Source organism: Aquitalea magnusonii (assembly GCF_002217795.2).
In the GTDB taxonomy this organism is placed as follows: domain Bacteria; phylum Pseudomonadota; class Gammaproteobacteria; order Burkholderiales; family Chromobacteriaceae; genus Aquitalea; species Aquitalea magnusonii_B.
Map to the genome: position 1 here is coordinate 2,484,916 of NZ_AP018823.1, position 19,395 is coordinate 2,504,310.

At 61.1% G+C, this 19,395-nt stretch carries 14 protein-coding genes; 7 read left to right on the top strand and 7 right to left on the bottom strand.

All coding sequences use genetic code 11. From position 1 onward, the window contains the following. Positions 1–21 precede the first annotated feature (21 nt). The 6 genes from DLM_RS11830 (at position 22) to DLM_RS11855 (ending at position 6,361) form a co-directional block, all read left to right on the top strand. Positions 22–249 (top strand): HypC/HybG/HupF family hydrogenase formation chaperone, encoded by a 228-nt coding sequence (locus tag DLM_RS11830; RefSeq protein ID WP_089086178.1) that lies wholly within the window; start codon positions 22–24, stop codon positions 247–249. Next, positions 246–1,364, top strand: a complete 1,119-nt coding sequence (gene hypD / locus DLM_RS11835) for a hydrogenase formation protein HypD (protein ID WP_089086177.1) — start codon at positions 246–248, stop codon at positions 1,362–1,364. Before DLM_RS11830 ends, hypD begins: the two co-directional genes overlap by 4 nt. Then, positions 1,361–2,401, top strand: a complete 1,041-nt coding sequence (hypE, locus tag DLM_RS11840) for a hydrogenase expression/formation protein HypE (RefSeq protein ID WP_089086176.1) — start codon at positions 1,361–1,363, stop codon at positions 2,399–2,401. Before hypD ends, hypE begins: the two co-directional genes overlap by 4 nt. 99 nt (positions 2,402–2,500) lie before the next feature. Then, a complete protein-coding gene (locus DLM_RS11845; protein WP_089086175.1) occupies positions 2,501–3,940 on the top strand; it encodes a sigma-54-dependent transcriptional regulator in 1,440 nt (479 codons plus the stop codon). Continuing rightward, positions 3,924–4,925, top strand: a complete 1,002-nt coding sequence (locus tag DLM_RS11850) for a HupU protein (protein WP_089086174.1) — start codon at positions 3,924–3,926, stop codon at positions 4,923–4,925. The genes DLM_RS11845 and DLM_RS11850 overlap by 17 nt, the downstream gene beginning before the upstream one ends. Beyond that, on the top strand, positions 4,922–6,361 hold the full coding sequence (locus DLM_RS11855) for a nickel-dependent hydrogenase large subunit (protein ID WP_089086173.1): 1,440 nt from the start codon (positions 4,922–4,924) through the stop codon (positions 6,359–6,361). Before DLM_RS11850 ends, DLM_RS11855 begins: the two co-directional genes overlap by 4 nt. Positions 6,362–6,475: 114 nt before the next feature. On the opposite strand, the gene DLM_RS11860 is transcribed toward DLM_RS11855, so the two are convergent. From DLM_RS11860 to DLM_RS11885, 6 genes are all read right to left on the bottom strand, one after another. Next, the gene (locus tag DLM_RS11860; RefSeq protein ID WP_197715395.1) at positions 6,476–6,985 is read right to left on the bottom strand and encodes a DinB family protein; all 510 of its coding nucleotides are present in this window, start codon (positions 6,983–6,985) and stop codon (positions 6,476–6,478) included. Between the two features lie 93 nt (positions 6,986–7,078). Continuing rightward, positions 7,079–8,911: a methyl-accepting chemotaxis protein gene (locus DLM_RS11865; RefSeq protein ID WP_089086171.1), complete on the bottom strand. Its 1,833-nt coding sequence runs from the start codon at positions 8,909–8,911 to the stop codon at positions 7,079–7,081. Positions 8,912–9,011: 100 nt separating this feature from the next. Further along, entirely contained in the window at positions 9,012–9,455 is a 444-nt protein-coding gene (gene pgaD / locus DLM_RS11870) for a poly-beta-1,6-N-acetyl-D-glucosamine biosynthesis protein PgaD (RefSeq protein ID WP_089086170.1), read from the bottom strand. Then, complete coding sequence (gene pgaC / locus DLM_RS11875; protein ID WP_089086169.1) at positions 9,445–10,698, bottom strand: poly-beta-1,6-N-acetyl-D-glucosamine synthase; 1,254 nt, start codon at positions 10,696–10,698, stop codon at positions 9,445–9,447. The genes pgaD and pgaC overlap by 11 nt, the downstream gene beginning before the upstream one ends. Before the next feature lie 12 nt (positions 10,699–10,710). Further along, positions 10,711–12,672 carry a poly-beta-1,6-N-acetyl-D-glucosamine N-deacetylase PgaB gene (pgaB, locus tag DLM_RS11880; RefSeq protein ID WP_089086168.1) on the bottom strand — a complete coding sequence of 654 codons (1,962 nt, stop codon included), beginning with the start codon at positions 12,670–12,672 and terminating at the stop codon, positions 10,711–10,713. Then, positions 12,669–15,662: a hypothetical protein gene (locus tag DLM_RS11885; protein ID WP_145985841.1), complete on the bottom strand. Its 2,994-nt coding sequence runs from the start codon at positions 15,660–15,662 to the stop codon at positions 12,669–12,671. Before DLM_RS11885 ends, pgaB begins: the two co-directional genes overlap by 4 nt. An 876-nt stretch (positions 15,663–16,538) precedes the next feature. Between DLM_RS11885 and DLM_RS11890 the strand changes: the two genes are divergently transcribed. Continuing rightward, positions 16,539–17,900, top strand: coding sequence for a sensor histidine kinase (locus DLM_RS11890; RefSeq protein WP_089086166.1), 1,362 nt, complete (start codon positions 16,539–16,541; stop codon positions 17,898–17,900). A 68-nt stretch (positions 17,901–17,968) separates the two neighbouring features. Here DLM_RS11890 and rimO read toward each other — a convergent pair whose 3' ends face one another. Further along, on the bottom strand, positions 17,969–19,285 hold the full coding sequence (gene rimO, locus DLM_RS11895) for a 30S ribosomal protein S12 methylthiotransferase RimO (RefSeq protein WP_089086165.1): 1,317 nt from the start codon (positions 19,283–19,285) through the stop codon (positions 17,969–17,971). Positions 19,286–19,395 lie beyond the last annotated feature (110 nt).

Sequence of the window (19,395 nt, forward strand, 5' to 3'; positions counted from 1 at the left end):
CAATAACAAGGAGAAGGAATCATGTGCCTGGCCATGCCGGTAAGAATCAGCCAGCTACTGCCCGACGAGATGGCGGTAGTGGACGTGGACGGTGTCAGCCGTGAAGTATCGGTCGCCCTGATCGACAGCCCGCAGGAAGGCGATTACGTCATCCTGCACGTCGGCTATGCCATCGGCAAACTCGATGCCGAAGAAGCCGCCCGCACCCTGGCCCTGATGGATCAATTGGCAGCGGGGGAGCAGGCATGAAGTATGTAGACGAATTCCGCCGTGGCGACATTGCCCGTGGCATGGCTGCGCAAATCAGCCGTCTGGTGGACCCGGCCCGTGAATACCGGCTGATGGAGTTCTGTGGCGGCCACACCCACGCCATTGCCCGCTACGGCCTCACCGGCTTGCTGCCGGACAATATCCGGCTGATCCACGGCCCCGGCTGTCCGGTGTGTGTGCTGCCCATCGGCCGGGTGGATTCCGCCATCGAGCTGGCGCTGCGTCCGGATGTCATCCTGTGCAGTTATGGCGACACCCTGCGCGTGCCGGCATCCAACAAGATGAGCTTGTACCAGGCGCGTGCCAAGGGCGCGGACGTGCGCATGGTGTACTCCACCAATGACGCCTTGCAGATTGCCCGCGACAACCCGCACAAGCAGGTGGTGTTCTTTGCCATCGGCTTTGAAACCACCACCCCGCCCACCGGACTGGCGCTATTGCAGGCGCGGCAGGAACAACTGGCCAATTTCAGTGTGTTCTGCAACCACGTGCTCACCCCGCCCGCCATGCGCCATCTGCTGGCCGCAGGCGATGCGGTGCAGCTGGACGGCTTTATCGGCCCCTCCCACGTCAGCACCGTGATTGGCAGCGCACCCTATGCTGCGGTGGCCGAGGAGTTTGCCAAGCCGGTGGTGATTGCCGGTTTCGAACCGCTGGACGTGCTGCAGGCGGTGGCCATGCTGGTGGAGCAGATCAAGCAGGGCCGCACCGAGGTGGAAACCCAGTTCAGCCGCGCCGTCACCCACGAAGGCAATCAGAAAGCCCGCCAGCGGGTGGCGCAAACCATGGTGCTGCGCGACAGCTTTGAATGGCGCGGCCTGGGCCAGGTGCCGCACTCCGCGCTGGCCATTCACCCGGACTTTGCCGAATTTGACGCCGAGCTGCGCTTTGCCCTGCCGTATCGCCATGTGCCGGACCACAAGGCCTGTGAGTGCGGTGCCATCCTGCGCGGCCAGAAGCAACCGCAGGACTGCAAGGTATTCGGCATTGTCTGCACGCCGGACAACCCGCTGGGCTCCTGCATGGTGTCCAGTGAAGGGGCCTGTGCCGCCCATTACCACTATGGCCGTTTCGTACAGGGAGCCACGGCATGAGCAAGCCCTACACCCGTCCGCTCGACCTCAAGCACGGCCTGGTCAACCTCACCCACGGCAGCGGTGGCCGCGCCATGGCCCAGTTGGTGAGCGAGCTGTTTGCCGCCGAGTTTGCCAACGACTGGCTGGCGCAGGGTAATGACCAGGCTATCCTGCCGCCACCGGGCGGACGCATTGCCATTGCCACCGACAGCCATGTCATTTCGCCCTTGTTCTTTCCCGGTGGCGATATCGGCAGCCTGGCGGTGCATGGCACGGTCAACGACCTGGCCATGGGCGGTGCCACACCCTTGTACCTGTCCGCCGGTTTCATTCTGGAAGAAGGCTTGCCGCTGGCTGATCTGGCGCGCATCGTGCGCTCCATGGCTGCCGCTGCGCGCGCGGCCGGCGTGGCCATTGTCACCGGCGACACCAAGGTGGTGGAACGCGGCAAGGGCGATGGCGTGTTCATTTCCACCACCGGCGTGGGCGTGGTGGCCGACGGAGTAAACCTGTCCGGCGATCAGGCCCGTCCCGGCGATGTGATCCTGCTGTCCGGCACGCTGGGCGATCATGGCATGGCGGTGATGTCGCAACGTGAAGGGCTGGGCTTTGCCAGCCCCATCCTGTCCGACAGCGCAGCCCTGCACACCCTGGCTGCCGCGCTGATGGCCGCCAGCCCCGGCCTGCTCCTGATGCGCGACCCCACCCGTGGCGGCCTGGCCACCACGCTCAACGAAATCGCCCAGCAGTCCGGTGTGGGCATGCGGCTGCAGGAAAGCGCCATTCCGGTACAGGCCAGCGTGCGCGCCGCCTGCGAATTTCTGGGATTGGACCCGCTCTACATTGCCAATGAAGGTAAACTGGTGGCCATCTGCCCGGCAGCAGAGGCGGCGGCGGCACTAGCCGCCCTGCAAGCCCACCCGCTGGGACAGCAGGCGGCCATCATCGGCGAAGTGGTGCATGACGCCCACCAGTTTGTGCGGGTACAAACCGATTTTGGCGGCGAACGCTTGCTGGACTGGCTGAGCGGCGAAATGCTGCCGCGCATTTGCTAAGCCCGTTTCCGCTAGCGCAAACAACAATAATTCGCCGGGCCTGCCGGCCCGCACCGTACCGAACACACCGCATCGAACACATTTTGGGGAATAACAACAATGCGCGCCAAACCCGCCATCTTGCTGGTGGATGATGAAATCCGTTCACTGGAAGCCCTGGAACGCACGCTGGAAGACGACTTCACCCTGTTTACCGCCAGCGGCGCTGCCGAAGCGCTGGCCATTCTGGATTCGGAGTTCATCCAGGTGGTGGTGAGCGACCAGCGCATGCCGGACATGAGCGGCGTGGAATTTCTCAAACAGGTGCGCGAACGCTGTCCGCAAGTCATCCGCATCATCCTGTCCGGTTACACCGACAACGCCGACATCATTGCCGCGGTCAACGAAGCGGGTATCTATCAATACCTGCTCAAGCCGTGGCGGCCGGAATCGCTGCTGCTCACCGTGCAGGGCGCGGTGGAACTGTTCCGCCTGCAGCAGGAAAACGAGCTGCTGAATGTGGAGCTGAAATCGTCCGAACCCTGGCTCAAGGTGCGGGTGGACAGCAAGCGCGAGCAGATGCGCGAACGCTCGGCCATGGACAATATCGTGCGTGCGCCGGATAGCAGCATGAGCAAGATCTGCGCGCTGCTGTCGCGGGTGGCGCCGTTTGACATCTCCGTGCTGATTGAAGGCGAATCCGGCGTGGGCAAGGAATTGCTGGCGCGCGCACTGCACTATGCCAGCCACCGCCGTGACCGCCCCTTCGTGGTGGAAAACTGCGCCGCCATGCCGGAACAACTACTGGAAAGCGAGCTGTTCGGCCACAAACGCGGAGCGTTTACCGGGGCCTACCAGGACCGCATCGGCCTGTTCCAGCAAGCCGATGGCGGCACCATTTTCCTGGATGAAATCGGCGAAACCTCACCCGCCTTCCAGGCCAAGCTGCTGCGCGTGCTGCAAGAAGGCGAAATCCGCCCGGTGGGCAGCCCGCGCCCGCTCAAGGTGAATGTGCGCGTGGTATCGGCCACCAACAAGCAACTGCCCGAGCTGGTACGCGCTGGTCAGTTTCGCGAAGACCTCTACTACCGGCTGTCCGCCTTTACCGTCAGCGTACCGCCACTGCGCGACCGGCCGCAGGACATTCCGCTGATTGCCCACAGCCTGCTGGAAGAAGCCTGCCAGCACTATCAGCGTCCGGCCGCCCATTTTGGCGAAGACACCCTGCAAGCCATGCAGGACTACCGCTGGCCGGGCAATGTGCGCCAGCTGCGCAACGAGATCAACCGCATGCTGGTATTGAGTGACGAAGACCGGCTGGGTGCCGAGCTGCTGTCGGCCGAAGTGCTGCAAGCCGCCGCCGAAGAGCAAGTTGCCGAGCTGGCCTTTCTTTCCGGCCTGCCGGGCGATCTGAAAACCCGCATGGAAGAACTGGAAAAGCAGATCCTGCGCGAAACCCTCACCCGGCTGCGCTGGAACAAAACCCGCGCCGCCGCCGAACTGGGGCTGTCCCGCGTCGGCCTGCGCAACAAGCTGACCCGCTATGGCCTCGAAAAATAAACGCCTGCTGTGGCTGCAATCCGGCGGCTGCGGCGGCTGTACCCTGTCGCTGCTGAATGCCGAATCGCCCAGCCTGTTCACCACACTGGAAGACATCGGCATCGAGCTGATCTGGCACCCGAGCTTTGCCGAACAAAGCCTAGATGAAGCCATGCACTTGCTGCAAGCACTGGCCGATGGCCGCGCGCCGCTGGACATGCTCTGCCTGGAAGGATCGGTGATGACCGGTGCTGCCGGGCGCTTCCACCTGCTGCCGGACGGCCAGCCCATGAGCAGGCTGATCGAACAACTGGCGCGCCGCGCCCGGCACGTCATCGCGGTGGGCACCTGCGCAGCCTATGGAGGCATCAGCGCGGCGGGTGACAACCTGACCGGTGCCACCGGACTGAACCACAGCGGTAACCATCCGGGCGGGCTGTTGGGCGGAGATTTCCACGCCGCCGGTGGCTTGCCGGTGGTGAATATCTCCGGCTGCCCCACCCATCCGGGCTGGGTGCTGGAAACCCTGGCCTTGCTGGCCAGTGACAGCCTCAAGGCCAGCGACCTCGACCCCTTGGGCCGCCCGCGCTTTTACGCCGACAAGCTGGTACACCACGGCTGCGACAAGAACGAATTTTACGAATTCAAGGCCAGCGCCACGGCACCGGGCCAGATGGGCTGCCTGATGGAACACGTGGGCTGCAAAGGCACCCAGGCCCATGCCGACTGCAACAGCCGTGGCTGGAATGGCGAGGGCTCCTGCCTGACTGGCGGCTATCCCTGCATCAACTGCACCGCGCCGGATTTTGCCGACCCCGGCCATGGTTTCTTCAGCACACCACAGGTGGCCGGTTTCCCGGTAGGTCTGCCCACCGACATGCCCAAAGCCTGGTTTGTGGCGCTGGCCACGCTGTCCAAATCCGCCACGCCGGCACGGGTGCGGCAAAACGCCACGCTGGACCGCATGACCGTACCGCCTTCCCTGCCGAAAAAGAACAAAGCATGAGCCGCCGCATTCTTGGCCCCTTCAATCGTGTCGAGGGCGATCTGAACATCACGCTGGACTTTGCCGACGGCAAGGTCAGTGCCGCCCGTGTTACCGCCCCGCTGTTTCGCGGTTTTGAACGGATATTGCTGGGGCGCGAGCCGCTGGACGCGCTGGCCATCGTGCCGCGCATCTGCGGCATCTGTTCGGTATCGCAATCGGTGGCGGCAGCCAATGCGCTATCCGCCCTGTATGGCATCAGCCCGCCCCCCAATGGCCTGCAGGTGCGCAATCTGATCCACGCGGTGGAAAACATTGCCGACCACCTCAGTCATTTCTATTTGTTCTTCATGCCGGATTTTGCCCGCGCCGACTACCAGTCCCAGCCCTGGCATGCGGATATCTTTGCCCGCTTCCAGGCCCAGCGCGGCAGTGCCGTCGCCCCCATGCTGGAGGCACGCGCCATCCTGATGCGCTTCATGGGCAGCCTGGCCGGCCACTGGCCGCACACGCTGTGCCTGCAACCGGGTGGCGTCACCAAGGTGGTGAGCGCAGCCGAACGGGTGCGCTTGCAGCAATGGTTGCGCACCTTCCGCCGTTATCTGGAACAGCACACCTTCGGCCTGCCACTGGAAGCCATCGCCGCCCTGAACACGCCTGAAGCACTGGTAAACTACCGCCAGCAAGCCCCCGAGGCGGACTTTGCCTGTTTTCTGCACATTGCCGACAACCTGCAATTGCACCAACTGGGCCGTAGCTACGACCGCTTCATTGCCGCCGATGCCTATGCCGCGCCGGATGGCTGTTGGAGCCCGGCTGGCGTATGGCAGGACGGCAGCCGCCTGCCGCTGGAGCTGGACGACATCAGCGAGGACAACCACAGCAGTTGGCTGGCTGGCGATGGCCCGGCCAGGCCGCTGCATAGCGATACGGTGCCGCTGCCGGACAAGGCCGAGGGCTATAGCTGGAGCAAGGCCCCGCGCATTGCCGGTGCCGCCGCCGAAACCGGCGCACTGGCGCGCGGCCTGCTGCGCGGCGAGCCGCTGCTGCTTGCCCTGGTGGCAGAACACGGTGGCAATGTACACAGCCGGGTGGTGGCACGCCTTACCGAAGTGGCACGCCTTGTGCCGCAGATGGAACAGTGGCTGGCCGCACTGCAACTGGACGACGCATTCCAGCTGGCGACTCCCACCCAGCCGCAGCACAGCCAGGCCATCGGCCTGACCGAGGCGGCACGCGGCATGCTGGGGCATTGGGTGGCACTGGATGCCGGGCGCATCAGCCGCTACCAGATCATCGCGCCGACGACATGGAATTTCTCGCCGCGCGACAGCCAGGGCCTGCCCGGCCCGCTGGAAAAAGCGCTGGAAGGGGTGGCGGCCTGCGACCCGCAAGCCCTGCAGGTACAACACATCGTGCGCAGCTTCGACCCCTGCCAGGTGTGTACTACCCACTAAGCCCTGCTCTCCCGCCCTTCCTTGCCCCTTGTTGCCGCGCGCAAGGTACCCACTGCGTCGGCAGGCCTTGGCCGGGGGGCGTGACGCGCTGCAGCCGGGTAGCCGCACATCCGTTCAGCACCAACGGCGCTGCGGTTCGGCCGCATGGATGTACAGCGTGTAGGTATCGGCTGGCCGCTGTGCTCCGGCCTGCTCCAGCGCATGTCCGATGGCACCACGGTGGTAAGTGCCGTGATTGAGGATGTGGAACAGGATTTCTTGCTGGCTCATGCTGCCGGCCTGGCCATCGGCAAACACAAAACGGATGATTTGCGCCGCACTTTCCGGCGTGAGAGCGGCAATATGGCTGGTCAACCAGGCGTTGGATGCCAGCAGGCGGCGCTCCAGCTCATCCAGCGTGGGCAGTTGCACGCTATTGGTGGCGGCATGCGGTGCAGGCAGTCCCTGCAAGCGGGCGCGGAACAGCTCTTCCACCATCACCATGTGATTGAGTTGCTGGCAGGCAAAGGCATAGGCCTGTGGCTGGTTTGCCGGGGCCAGGGTACGCACGGCCTGCAGCGTGCGCTGGTCGGCCCATTGTTTGTAAGCAAAAGCATGGGTAAGCATGGGGTCCCGATCGGTCATCAAGTACACCCCATGATGCCACGGTAGCTGTTGCCGTGCGCAACAAAGCCCGGCATCACCGGGCTTGCCAAGGTGGTGTATCCGGCCTCAAAGCTACAGCCGGTAGCGGGCAACCGCACTGGTCATCACCGCCACGGAGGCATCCAGCTCCCTGGCCGTTTCTGCGGTTTCGGCCGCCGCATCACTGGAGCGCTCGGCCATCTGGGCAATCTGCTCGATCTGGGCGGCAATGCTGTTGCTGGCGCTGGCCTGTTCGTGAATGGCATCGGCAATTTCCACCGCCATCAAGCGTGCCGCACCCGATGCCGTACCGATGCGGCCAATGGCTTGCAAGGCTTCATCCGCGCCATGCACGCCGTCATCCACCTTCTGCTGGGTCTGGTTCATGGCTTCGGCACTCTGGCGCGAGATAGTGGTAATGCCCTTGATCACCTCGTCAATCTCGCGTGTCAGCACCGAGGTGCGCTCAGCCAGCTTGCGCACTTCGTCCGCCACCACGGCAAAGCCGCGCCCTTGCTCGCCGGCACGGGCAGCCTCGATGGCGGCATTCAGTGCCAGCAGATTGGTCTGCTCGGCAATGTCCTTGATGTCGCCTACCGAGGCGGCCACCTTGCTGTTTTGCTGTTCCAGTTCATCGATGCACTGCGCCGCATTGCCCACGGTATGGTGAATGGACTGGATATCGGCCACCGTGCGTCCGATCACCGCCTGGCCGGACTCTGCCAGATCGCTTGCCTCTATGCTTTTATCACTGGTGCTGCCGGCACGGCTGCCAACGTGGTTAATGCTGACGGTAAGCTGCTCCATGGTGGCGGCAATGCTGGCCGAGGCTTCGTTCTGCTTGCTGGCGGCATCGGACACATGGCGCGCTGCCGCGGCCAGGCTGGTGGTATAGCTGGTGACCTGACGACAGCTATCACTGATGTCGCGCAGGCTCTGATTGACGCGACTGATCAGACGGTTGAACGCGGTAGCCGTGCTGCCGATTTCATCATGCGGGTTATGCACCTCCACCTGCAGGGTGAAATCCAGCTTGTCCTCGATGTCGTGCATGGTGCTCTTGAGCGCATTGAGCGGGCGGGTAACGGCAGCAAAGGTACGCAGACCGCTGATGGCCAGGATGACAATGGCCAGCACCAGCACGGATACCGCAAAGATCAGCGCGCTATGCGCTTCTTGATGCGCCAGCTCGATTTCCTTTTGCACATGATCCTTGTTGTACTGGATATGGTCATCGATGCCCTTGGACAATAACTTGCCCGAGGGCGTGAGCGTGGCATTGCGGATTTTCTTTACCAGCTCCATATCGCCCTGGTCAAATGCCTGCATTACCGGCTGCAGCTTGGCATAGTAATCATCCAGGTTTTTCTTGTCCGCTTCGTATAGCCGACGGTCTTCCTCATCGTTGAGCAACTTTTCATAAGTGGCAATATTCTGCTTGGCCTTGCGATAACCATTCTCAATACGATTTCTGAATTGCTCTTTTTCACTGGTATTGCTGGCCGTGACATATTGCAGCCCACCCAGGCGCATTTCGGTGGCAGAGGAATTGAATTCATCCAGGATGATGATGCTGGGATAATCGTTTTCGGCAAAATTGCTGGCGGTGGCCGACAATTTGTTCTGTGTCACGATACCGGCACCACCTACGATAAGCAGGGCAACAACAGAAATAAGGATTTGAAACAGGATTCTTCGTGCAACCGTCATAATTCTTCCCCTGAAGGCTTTATTTTTTATCCTTGCCCAGCATGGCGATACTGTGCAGGACATGCGTGCAGTTATCCGGTTTGCCTGGAAAAAATTAAGCCAGCCAAACCAGCCGTGCGCTGCAACGCTATTATTGCCAATACCATTATTGGCCGTAGGGGTTAAGCCTAGTGGATTTAGCTGCCGACAGCAATGATGACGATGGCCGACAAGCATTTTCCAGGCTGATGAAATGACTGCCAGGCGCTGGCGGATAAATATCAATGCCCCTGGCGGACATATACCGCAAGGGGCAGATTTATCGGTGCCGCCAGTATCAGGACAAGGCTTCTATCCTGGATACGCCGCCATCAGGCAAATGATGCACCACCATCACCTTGCGGTCCTTGCCGGCCAGCAATACCTCCAGCGGAATGTGCAGTTGCTCGGCCACATCCTGCGGGTGGGTGTCACCACGGCTCTTGCGCCGGTCCGAGCCCTTGTACTTGTAGTAGCTGGATAAGGCCCACACCACCAGTGTCAGGCCCAGGAAAGCGCCAATCAGGGTATAGATGCCCAGGGTGATCAACTCCCCGCTGCGCCCCGAGGTATCAAACAGCACACCGGTCTGCACCACCCTCCAGCACCACAGCATGGCTGGCAGCCACAGATAGCACCATGCCAGCCAGCCCAGGGCGGTGAAGAACCAGGAGCAGAAGCGCTGCGGCGGCGTCAGCAGGTGCGGCGCTTCGATAATCAGTTTGTCGGCACTACTTTCCATGGTGAACTCCCCGATCGGGACTGGTCCAGCGGGCCCGGGTCCCTTTCTTTCTGATGACAGCTTGTGGAAAGGCGTACACCGAGGTCAGCACATTGAGCAGCCAGTACGCCAGCGGATACCAGATCATCCAGTAGTAATTCCGGCCCAGCCCCTTGTCGTACTGGCTGTCGATGGCCTTGCTGACGGCAAACTGGGTGAGGCAGGTATAGCCCAGCAGCAGGCCGTACCAACCGGGCAGGAAGGGGCTGGAAATGGGTTGCAGCACGCTGGGCAACAGCAGCGAAGCCAGCCAGTAGCCAATGACGAAGGCCATGCTGTACGACCACACCACGCTGAGGAAATACTCCAGGTAGATGGGCCACATATAACGGTGCCGCCAACTGGTAAACACCCAGGCATTGCGCATCAGCGCCTGGGTGCCGCCCTTGGCCCAGCGCACCCGCTGCTTGAACAGGCCCTTGAGGGTTTCCGGCATCAGGATCCACACCAGCGCATGCGGCTCAAAGCGCACCGCCCAGTGCTTGTGCTGCAGCTTCCAGCTGATGTCGATATCCTCGGTCAGCATGTCCTCGCTCCACATGCCGGCCTCGATCACCGCCGACTTGCGAAAGGCGGTGATCACGCCCGATACCGTAAACAGCCGTCCGTAGGAGCGCTGCGCACGCTTGATCAAGCCGATGATGGCGGTGAACTCGCCCACCTGCAGCCGCCCCAGGAGCGTGGTGCGATTGCGGATGCGCGGGTTGCCGGTGACTGCGGCCACGCGCGGCGAGTTGATGAAATGGCGCAGCAGCCATTTGGCCGCATAGCGGTCCAGCACCGCATCGCCATCAATGCACAGCAGGTATTCATTGCGCGAAAAGGCCAGCGCGGTATTCAGCCCCACCGCCTTGCCCTGGTTGGGCGACTGGTGAATCACCCTGAGGCGCGGGTTGCTGGCCGCCAGTTCATTGAGAATGTCGCCGGTGTCATCGGTACTGCCGTCGTTGACGGCAATCACTTCAAACTCCGGATAATCCAGCGCCAGCGCAGCGCCTATGGTTTCCCGCGCATTCTGCCCCTCGTTGTAGCAAGGGATGATGACCGAAACCGGCGGGTAATCCAGCACTGGCGGCTGGGAGACTGGCGGGTCCTTGCGCTCGTAATGCCAGTAATAGAACAGCGCGCCCTGCATCCACAGCCAGGCCATGAACAGCGGGTAGTAGAAGGCGAAGGCCAGAATCACTGCAATCAGCGTGCTCATGCTGGTCTCCCCTTATTCGGCCGGGTTGGATTTCATGGAAAACACCCGCCGGATGACCGACAGCTTTGGCTGGTCCTTGAACTGGTCATCCGGGTAGTAGGCAAAGTGACGCGCGCCTTGCTCGTGCAGGGTATTCACCGTGTCCACCAGCTCTTCTGTCGGTACCGGCTGATTGGTGCGCCAGTTGGTGGCCTGCAGTTCAAACACGGTCTTGTCCAGCGCGCCCGGAATGTCCTTGACGTCGTGCAGCAAGCTCTGCATCCATTTTTTGGGCTGTTCGGCTTGCTCCATATAAGGCATGGCCATCACCGCAACGTAGTCGTAATGCTGCAGGCCGCTGCGGTAGGACTGGGCAAACCAGGTTTCCGAGGCCGGGTTAAGCACCACCGGCGCATAGTAGTTGCGGGCGACTTTCAGCGCCGGTTCGTAAATCCTTACCAGCTCGGTCAGTTCCAGGCTGAAGTCATCCAGCCGCTTGATCTTTTCGCTGGTCCAGGCGGCCAGCATGGCCGGGTCCTTGCGTGCCTCGGCCGGGTTCAGCGGCAGGCCCTGCTGCTGATACCAGGCCTGGGCGTCGGCGCTGACGTCTTCATCGTCGGACAGGGTGGCGTCGTCATGAAACAGCAGGCCATGGAAGTGGGCGCCACGGGCCAGGTCTTCGTAAATGCCACGGATGGTGGCGCGGGCCTCAGCCGAATACGGCGACAGGCGGCGATAGCCTTTCACCTGCGGTGGCGAACCGTCACGCGCGGCAGCCAGCACCAGCTTGCCGGCCACCGGGTTGCTGTCCGGCAGCTTGAAAGCCAGCAGCGGCATCCAGGCATACACTTTCACATCGCAGCGGGTGTCCAGCGACCAGGCCACGCGGTTGAACAGGTCGGCGCGCATCGGCAGGTAGCGGTTGGGGAAATACAGCGCTTCGGCCTCGCCAGTACCCTTGGGGTCGGCAAAGGCTTGCAGGTAGACCGTGCTCACGCCCATGGCCTTTACCCGGTCCAGCAAGGCGTCGATATTGCGGTCCTGCTGGGCCGGGTCCGGGTCGTAGATGTAGTCCAGGTCCACATGCATGATGCGGCTGGATTCCGGGCGCACGCCGTCGGGGAATTTCTCCAGTTGGTGAAACTGGAAGGCCAGTTCCGGAATCCTGGTGCGCGCATCCATCAGCACGCGGCGCATGGCTTGCAGCGGGGTTTTGCCGGTATTGATGCCATCGTCCAGGCTCATGGTGATGGGCATGCCCAGCTCACCCGCCAGCTTGGTCACGCGGAAGTTGTAAGCACCATAGGGCCACACCATCACCCGTGGACGTTCGCCCAGCTTTTCCGCCAGGAAGTCGCTGTTCTTTTTCATGTCTGCCGCAGCGCGGGCCAGGTAGGCGTCATAGCTTTCGTACTTGCCCTCGCTCCAACTGGGGCTGGTATAAGCCGGTTCGGAGCCGCCTTGCGGATTGGCCGTCACCCCCTTGTGCATGGCAAAGGAATGGCTGGCAATTTCAATCAGCCCGCTGGCTTTCATTTCCCTGATTTCATCCCAGCTGAGAAAACGGCTGCGCGGCACCCAGATGTCGCCGTACTGCACTTCCTGATCGTCGCGCGGCAGCAGCCAGGACCCCACCAGCGCCACCACCGCCGGGGCCTTGAACTGCTTGAGAATGGGGAAAACCTTGCTGTACATGCTCTGGTAGCCATCGTCAAAGCTCAGCAATACGGCTTTTTCCGGCAAGGGGCGGGTGCCGTTGCGGTCGGCCAGGATGTCGTCCACGCTGACAAAGTGGTAGCCCTGCCCCTTCATCCAGGCCAGTTGCTTCGACAGCAGTTGCACATCCACCGCATACGGGTCGGACAGCGACAAAGCCTCTTCGGCCACCTCGTGGTAGCACAGGATGATCAGTTTGGAGTTGGCGGCGCTGGCACCGGCATGCAGCGACAACAGCATGCCCAGCACCAGCAGCAGAGTGCGGATCAGGTTTTTCATTTGATTTTCCAGTCCAGGAACAGATAGATGCGGTTGCTGCCGTCCGACACCCCGTCATAGGGGTGCATGGAGCGTGAGAAGCCGTAGCGGATCTCCCCTCCCTTTTTGAAATCCCAGACTTGTTCGATGGTGTAGGCCCAGGTGTTCTTGCTGCCAAAGGCCGTTTCGTAATAGCGTCCGCCGCTGATGCCGATGCGCTGGTGGAAGCTGTTGTCGTAATAGCGCCATAGCGTGATGTCATTCATCAGGGTGATGCTGGTATCCAGGTCGCGGTGCGGGCTGTAGTAGTTGGCCGTGTCCAGCACGTCGTTGTGATTGGTGCTGGCTTCCAGAATGCCGTTGAGCTGGTAGATCGGCCCCTTGATCAGGGTCTGGTTCACCGTCAGCGCAAAGCCCTGGCGGCGGTTGGTATCGGTGAAGTCCATTTGCGAGGCTTCAAATTCCACCGTGGTGAGGTCGTCGCGCTTGTACTCCAGCTTGCCCAGCAGGCGGTTGGCGTACACCCCGCTCTGGCGTGCTTCCAGCGGCGTGGCCATGCTGTTTTTCTCGTAGCGCAGGCCCAGCAGCCAGTTGTCGTTCACCGTCCAGTCAAAACCGGCAAAGCCGCCTTGCATGGCGTGGCCATCCAGCTGGCTGAAGCCGCCGATCTCGCCGGTGCCGTACTGGCTGCGGTATTGCAGGCCCAAGCCTGCGGTTTCAAAGCGCACCTTGTCGCTGCCCACCCCGCTGGTGGAGGCAAAGTCGGCGGTCTGGAACTGGTGCTGGGCAAATACGCGCAGATTGTTATAGGTGGCGCTGTACAGCCGGGTCTGGCTGTCATAGGCATTGTGCATGCTGGTGCCCTGGCTGCTGCCCAGGTCATGCCCGGCTTCCACCACCAGCTCCGGCCCGGTCAGTGCGCGGTACTGCTCTTGCTGTTCGCTCAGCTTGAGCCGGCTTTCCGCCGAATCCACCGGCATGCTTTCCAGTTCATCCAGCAATCGTCGCGCTTGCTGGAAGTCCTGCCGCGCCAGGTCGGCTTCCACCAGCCCCACCATCACGTCCCAGTTTTTCTCCGGGCCGTCGTCCACCGCCAGCCGCTTGAGCATGGCCTTGGTGGTGGTGGGCGACTCCAGCAACAGGGCAATCTGCGCCATGCCGATACGGGTTTGCGCGGCAAACGGCGCCAGGTCCAGCAGGCTGTCCATCTGCACCTGCGCGCCTTTCACATCGCCCAGAAATGCCGTGATCATCGCCTGGTGATAGGCCAGCGACAGGTAGTCCGGATTAAAGCGCCGGTTGCCGGTCAGCGGATCGGCCATGGTACGCGGCGTGGCGTTTCTGGCATCCGCAATGGTTTTGCTGGCCGCGCGGTACTGGCCGGATTCCAGTTGGGCATAGGCCAGGCCCACCTGCCATTCCACCTTGGGGTCATCGCGGCGTACGCGGGACAGCGCATTCTGAAACTGACGGGCAGCCTGTTGCGGCTGCTTGCGCACCAGATAGCATGCCGCCACCGCCGCATGGCCATTGGCGGAGTAAGGCAGTTGCTGATTCTGCTCGAACAACTTGATGGCATCCTCGGTGCGGCCACGGCGCTGCAATAATTGCAGGCGGATGTCGATGGTACGCGCCTGCATGGCTGGCGAATGGCCAGGCGCATCCAGCCAGCGGGCGTTCTGCGCCAGCGCCTGGTCCAGCGTCTGCTGCATTTCGCGGATTTCATCCAGATCAGCCCGCACCTGTGCCCATTCGATGGCCTGCTGCCCTTGCTGCAGATCCAGCGACCATGCCGGATCCTGCCCTGGCAGCGCCGGGCGCGACAACAGACTGCGTTGCGCATCCATCATTTCCAGCGAGGCCAGCACGCTGCGGTACTGGGCATTGAGCACCGGATCGTCGGCATACTGCGCCTGCCACTTCGTCAGATAAACCAGCGCCTGCGCATAAGCTCCCTCGCGGCGCAAGGCATCGGCATGGGCGCGCACTTCAGCCAGCTCCGGGCTGACCGGAGCGACTTCGCTGCTATCCACCAGCGTTCCGGCATCATCGCCGTCAATGCCGTAATACTGGCTGATCCACTGCCGCACCTGCTCGTGCTGCGCCGGTTTACCCTGGCTGTCGCTGGCTTGCTGCAGCACGGCCAGGGTTTTGCGGGTGAGCAAGGCCGGGTTGTGCGCGGCAATGTCCAGCGCGCTGTCCAGGTGGTTTTTCTGGCTTAACAGCAGCACGTAGTTATTGAAGAAGGATGCTGCCGGAATCAGCCGCTTGTAGGTTTCGGTGGTGAATTCACCAGCCCCCTTCAATTCGATGGTGGAGACGTTGAGAATCTGCTGCCGCTCCTTCTCGCTCAGTGCGGTGCCGGACTTGCCGTCCAGATCAGGCAGACCCAGCCGGGTCAGCACATCCAGCTTCAGCCGCTCAAGCACCGGGTCGCCGGCGTAGCGCCGCAGATTGTCCTGGATGTAATCCAGCGAACGGGCCTGATCGCCATGCAGCATCAGCACATAAGCCCGCGCTCGGGTCAGCTCCAGCACATCATCGCGCGATACCGGATTGGTCTGGTTCAGGATGTCCAGCGCGCGGGTGATGTCGCCGCCCTCGGCCGTACTCATGGCTTGCTGGATGCTGCTGCTGATGTCGCCACCCCGCTCGCGCGCCAAACCAAACAGACGGCTGGCATTGCCAAACTCCTTGTGGCCACGCAAATTGGCCGCCAGCAGCCGCAGGGTATCGGCATGCAGCTCCCCTTCCCGGCCCTGGCTGGCCTGCATGGCCTTGGCGTACTGCTGATCCCAGCACAGCAAGGTGATGTAATCATTGAGCAAGGGTGCGGCCAACGGCCCGCGGGCCGCCTCACTTTCCAGCATCTTCAGCGCAGGCCGGATATTCCCCTGCCGTGCCTGGATGATGGCCGCATCATAAGCCTTGCTCTTCCAGAGTGGCGCGGCCTCCCCCGAGGCAGCCAGCGCGCCGACGGCCATACCGATGGCCAAGACTAGTTTTCGCATAGCGGTTTCAGTCTGGTTTCATTTTGAAAGACGGAAAGAAATCCGGCACCGGCCCTGCCATGGCGCCCCCTGGGTGTCACATAAGGCTGTCAGACAAGCTTGCATCGCTGGTCTTGCATGCACAGCCAGCGCCTCAGTTGGAACTTTCCCGACGCCAGGCACGCAAGCCGGCCTGCGCATGCAGCGCATACGCATAAATGGAAAACCCCAAATGATCAGGCTGAAGTTCATGCCACGACACCACAGCTTAATGCGGCATCGGCACGAAAATAATGCTATTCAAACCATGAAAAACCATGGTTAGGCATAGAGGTGGACGGCTTACCAATCAAGCTTGACCGGTTAGCGTTATTTAAATCATGTGTAATGCAAAACAAACTGCCGTCATGCCAAGTCCGGTCAAGTTACACCAGAAGATTTGGCAAACTAAAGGTGAATACTAAGTAGAAAGTATATCAATCATATGACGGTCTGCGATCTTTTTCAACAAAAAGTTAATTCTATTAAAATACTTTCTTTTTAACGATTTTTTTGAAAGATATTATTTAAAATATCTGTATATGAAAAACAGTGTAGCGAATGCCACCGCCGCAAAAAATAGTCTTTTCAGTTAGCTATAGTCTGGATGGATTAGTCAAAACCGCTGCATGACAATGCTTTTTTCATCTTGCATTATTCTGCAAGCCATATTCATATTTAAAAAAATGTAAATATCCAATGCCTGATTGAATAAGCAAGCAAACACCGCACTGCCCGCTCCCCTCCAGAGAAAAGCTGCCCACCAGACTCGCCTCGGCATAAAATGGCAAGCACACAAACGGGACTCTGCCCGCAGCCGGATAGGCATTACCCTTGGCCCACAGGAAACCCCAGACCATGACAGCCCCGCACCATGCCCTGAATGCACCGGTCAGCCTGCCGGACGACAGCCTTGCCGCTGCCGGACAGGAGCTGGCCGAAGCAGCCTGGATAGACGTCATCCAGCGCATGGACGAGGTGTATAGCGAGCTGGTGGCCTCACAGGAAACGCTGGAAACCAAGCACCGTGAGCTGGCCGAAGCCCATCACTTTACCGAGGGTGTACTGGCCGCCATGACCGATGTGCTGGTGGTGTGCGATACGGTGGGAAAGGTACGCCAGGTCAACCGCGCCATGCTGCAACTGACCGGCCATGCAGAAAGCGAGCTGGTTGGCCGCGAACTGGCCGAACTGGTGGAAGACAGCCAGGCACGCAGCCAGATCGCCACCCTGCTGGCAGCAGGTCGCAGCGATGTGCAGGATGTGGAAATCGCCCTGCCCCGCCAGCAGGGAGAACCGGTGCCGGTCACCTGGAATGTCAGCCCCTTGTATGACGGTGAAGGCCGTTACAGCGGCTTTGTCGCCGTGGGACGTCCGATTGGCGAACTCAAGCGTGCTTATGCCCAGTTACAGGCGGCGCATCAGGCACTCAAATCAGCCCAGGCGCAGTTGGTGCAAGCCGAGAAAATGGCCTCGCTGGGCCGGCTGGTGGCCGGGGTGGCGCATGAGCTGAACAATCCCATCAGCTTTGTGCTGGGCAATGCCCACGCCATGCAGCGCTATGCCGGCAAGCTCACCCGTTATCTGAACGCCATCCACGCCCATGACCTGAGCGCGGAAAACCAGGCCTTGCGCATTGAACTGAAAATCGACCGCCTGATTGCCGACCTGCCCTCGCTCAGCGCCGGCCTGATGGAAGGTGCCGAGCGCAGCGGCCATATCGTGGATGCACTCAAGCGCTTTTCTGCGGTGGAAGAAAACACCCGCCAGCGGGTGGACCTGGCCGACCTCACCCAACGCGCCTTGCACTGGGTCAGCCGTGCCGCGCCCTTCCGGGTGGAAGTCATCAACACCGGGCTGGACGCCCCCGCCTGGGTGTGTGGCTCGGCCAACCAGTTGCAACAAGTGCTGGTGAACCTGATCCAGAATGCGTTTGATGCCATCGAAAAAACCATGAAGCCCCGGCTGGAACTGAGCATCACCCGTCAGGCACAAAGCGTGGAACTGCAACTGCACGACAATGGCAGCGGCATCAGTGAGGAAGCCTTGCCACTGATCTTCGACCCCTTCTTCACCACCAAGCCCATCGGCAAGGGCACCGGGCTTGGCTTGTCCATCAGCTATGGCATTGTCGAGCGCCATGGCGGCATGCTGAGCGCGGCCAATCTCCCGCAGGGCGGGGCCTGCTTCACGCTGAGCCTGCCCGCGTTCAAGGACTAAGCGGCAGCAACAAAAACGGCGTTCCCGCAGGAACGCCGTTGCTTTGACTTGTCATCCGCGGCCAAGACTCAGACGCGCTCGCCCCACAGGTCGTGCTCGCTGCAATCGACAATGTCCACCTCGACAAACTGGCCAGCCTCAAGACCGGTCGCGTCTTCCACAAACACCAGGCCGTCGATTTCCGGCGCATCGGCATAGCTGCGGCAGATGGCGGTGCCTTCGTCGTCGATTTCATCCACCAGCACGGTCAGACGCTGGCCGATACGGGCTTCCAACTTGCGGGCGCTGATTTCGGCCTGGACTGCCATGAAGCGCTCCTTGCGCGCCTCTTTCACATCTTCCGGCACCTGATCCGGCAAGTCGTTGGCGGTAGCACCTTCGACTGCGGAATAGGTGAAACAGCCCACGCGATCCAACTGGGCTTCACGCAGGAATTGCAGCAGTTCTTCGAAGTCTTCTTCGGTTTCGCCGGGGAAGCCGACAATGAAAGTGGAACGGATTACCAACTGCGGGCAGATCTCGCGCCATTTCTTGATGCGCGCCAGCACATTGTCGCTATTGGCCGGACGCTTCATCAGCTTCAGCACTTTCTGGCTGGCATGCTGGAACGGGATATCCAGGTAAGGCAGGATCTTGCCGTCGCGCATCAGCGGAATCACTTCATCCACGTGCGGGTAGGGGTAAACATAGTGCAGGCGCACCCAGATGCCGTGCTTGCCCAGCTCCTCGCACAGCTCGGTCATGCGGGTCTTCACCGGGCGGCCGTCATGGAAGCCCAGCTTGTATTTGACATCCACGCCATAGGCCGAGGTGTCCTGCGAAATCACCAGCAGCTCCTTCACCCCGGCGCGGGCCAGATTGGCCGCTTCACGCAGCACATCGTGTACCGGACGGCTTTCCAGATCGCCACGCATGGACGGGATGATGCAGAAGGTACAGCGGTGATTACAGCCTTCGGAAATCTTCAGATAGGCATAGTGTTTGGGCGTCAGGCGAATGCCGATATCCGGCACCAGATCAACAAAGGGGTCGTGCGGCTTGGGCAGGTAGTTATGTACCGCATCCATCACCTCATCGGTGGCATGCGGGCCGGTGACGGCCAGCACCGACGGGTGGGCATTCTGTACCACGCCATCCTTGGCACCCAGACAGCCGGTGACAATCACCTTGCCGTTTTCATTCAGCGCTTCGCCAATGGCATCCAGCGATTCGGTCACCGCCGAATCAATGAAACCACAGGTGTTGACCACCACCAGGTCAGCCCCGTCATAAGAGGAGGAAATTTCATAACCCTCCGCGCGCAGGCGGGTAAGAATGTGTTCGGAATCGCTCTGGGCTTTAGGACAGCCAAGGGAAACCATACCGATACGAGGAGCTTTGGACATGTGGCGTAGTGCAAAAAATGAAAAACGCCAGATTATACAGCGATTTGCCAGTGCATACCTGCGCGGCTTCTGCCAACACCGCCTTGCGCTGGCAACTTGTGGCCCGACAG

Bases quoted from the DNA above. Each gene is read 5' to 3' on its own strand.
- DLM_RS11830 (WP_089086178.1), top strand. From the start codon at position 22: ATGTGCCTGGCCATGCCGGTAAGAATCAGCCAGCTACTGCCCGACGAG.
- hypD (WP_089086177.1), top strand. From the start codon at position 246: ATGAAGTATGTAGACGAATTCCGCCGTGGCGACATTGCCCGTGGCATG.
- hypE (WP_089086176.1), top strand. From the start codon at position 1,361: ATGAGCAAGCCCTACACCCGTCCGCTCGACCTCAAGCACGGCCTGGTC.
- DLM_RS11845 (WP_089086175.1), top strand. From the start codon at position 2,501: ATGCGCGCCAAACCCGCCATCTTGCTGGTGGATGATGAAATCCGTTCA.
- DLM_RS11850 (WP_089086174.1), top strand. From the start codon at position 3,924: ATGGCCTCGAAAAATAAACGCCTGCTGTGGCTGCAATCCGGCGGCTGC.
- DLM_RS11855 (WP_089086173.1), top strand. From the start codon at position 4,922: ATGAGCCGCCGCATTCTTGGCCCCTTCAATCGTGTCGAGGGCGATCTG.
- DLM_RS11860 (WP_197715395.1), bottom strand. From the start codon at position 6,985: ATGACCGATCGGGACCCCATGCTTACCCATGCTTTTGCTTACAAACAA.
- DLM_RS11865 (WP_089086171.1), bottom strand. From the start codon at position 8,911: ATGCTTGTCGGCCATCGTCATCATTGCTGTCGGCAGCTAAATCCACTA.
- pgaD (WP_089086170.1), bottom strand. From the start codon at position 9,455: ATGGAAAGTAGTGCCGACAAACTGATTATCGAAGCGCCGCACCTGCTG.
- pgaC (WP_089086169.1), bottom strand. From the start codon at position 10,698: ATGAGCACGCTGATTGCAGTGATTCTGGCCTTCGCCTTCTACTACCCG.
- pgaB (WP_089086168.1), bottom strand. From the start codon at position 12,672: ATGAAAAACCTGATCCGCACTCTGCTGCTGGTGCTGGGCATGCTGTTG.
- DLM_RS11885 (WP_145985841.1), bottom strand. From the start codon at position 15,662: ATGCGAAAACTAGTCTTGGCCATCGGTATGGCCGTCGGCGCGCTGGCT.
- DLM_RS11890 (WP_089086166.1), top strand. From the start codon at position 16,539: ATGACAGCCCCGCACCATGCCCTGAATGCACCGGTCAGCCTGCCGGAC.
- rimO (WP_089086165.1), bottom strand. From the start codon at position 19,285: ATGTCCAAAGCTCCTCGTATCGGTATGGTTTCCCTTGGCTGTCCTAAA.